Source organism: Vibrio sp. 1249-1, from assembly GCF_033340495.1.
In genome coordinates, this window is record NZ_JAWOWJ010001090.1 from 1 (window position 1) to 537 (window position 537).

Annotated in this window: 1 protein-coding gene; it reads left to right on the plus strand. The window is 48.0% G+C overall.

The genetic code is table 11. From position 1 onward, the window contains the following. Window positions 1-537: cellulose biosynthesis cyclic di-GMP-binding regulatory protein BcsB (locus R7Z50_RS30630; RefSeq protein WP_318150169.1), on the plus strand; the 537-nt coding region annotated here is incomplete at both ends.

Here is a 537-nt window from a genome sequence, read left to right on the forward strand (position 1 = left end):
GTTATGGGTGGCAAATACGATCTGGATGATGTCAAAGCAGCCGGTGTCTTGAGTTCTTACTTTGGTGCTCTTGCAGGTTGGCGTGGTGCTCAATTCCCTTTTAGTGTCGACACGTTACCTAAGCGCAACGCCATTGTCTTTGTTACCAATGACAACAAACCTGAGTTTCTGAGAGATTTTCCAGACACGGATGGCCCTCGTCTTCAAGTCATCACTCATCCAACAGACCCGTACGTGAAGTTTCTTCTGGTGACAGGCCGTGACAGTAAGGATCTTAACATTGCGGTGCAAGGTTTGGCGTTGGGAAACCAACTTCTTACTGGACCAATCGCGAAGATTAATGAAGTCAAACAAATCAAACCACGAGTCCCGTACGATGCGCCAAACTGGGTGAGTACGGCTCGTCCCGTTGCATTATCTGAATTAGTCGAACAAAAAAGCATGCTGCAAGTGGAAGGCCGAACGCCTCCACCAATCAACGTAAGTTTGCGTTTACCACCCGATCTCTTTACTTGGCAAAGCCGTGGTATACCGATG